The organism is Algibacter sp. TI.3.09 (assembly GCF_038154905.1).
GTDB lineage: Bacteria > Bacteroidota > Bacteroidia > Flavobacteriales > Flavobacteriaceae > Algibacter.
Window position 1 is genome coordinate 1 of record NZ_JBAKAN010000037.1, and the last position, 305, is coordinate 305.

Genomic DNA, 305 nt, shown 5'->3' on the forward strand with positions numbered 1-305 from the left:
GTTTAGATTTTATTACTTCGTTTTCATTCTTATAAAACCAATGCGCTCTAAAATTATAACTCCATAGCGTTGGTGTTGGCAATTTAGAATTTAAGCAGTAGTTGTAAAAGTATAATTTATTTTTTAAAATCGACGAAATTTCAGGAAACACCATTTTCTTAGAACCTGTAATTAAGTAATATTCTTTTAAACTTAAATAGTTCTTATAGGTTACAACATCTTTTCTATATAGATATTTTCTAAAATAATCTGTAGGTAGCATTTTTTTATCCATGCCATACAAAACACTTTCCTTTAATACTTGT

At 25.9% G+C, this 305-nt stretch carries 1 pseudogene; it reads right to left on the minus strand.

Going from position 1 to position 305, the window contains the following annotated elements:
- Nucleotides 1–305 (minus strand): annotated as a pseudogene (locus V6246_RS18225) (sugar-transfer associated ATP-grasp domain-containing protein); the annotation flags it as partial.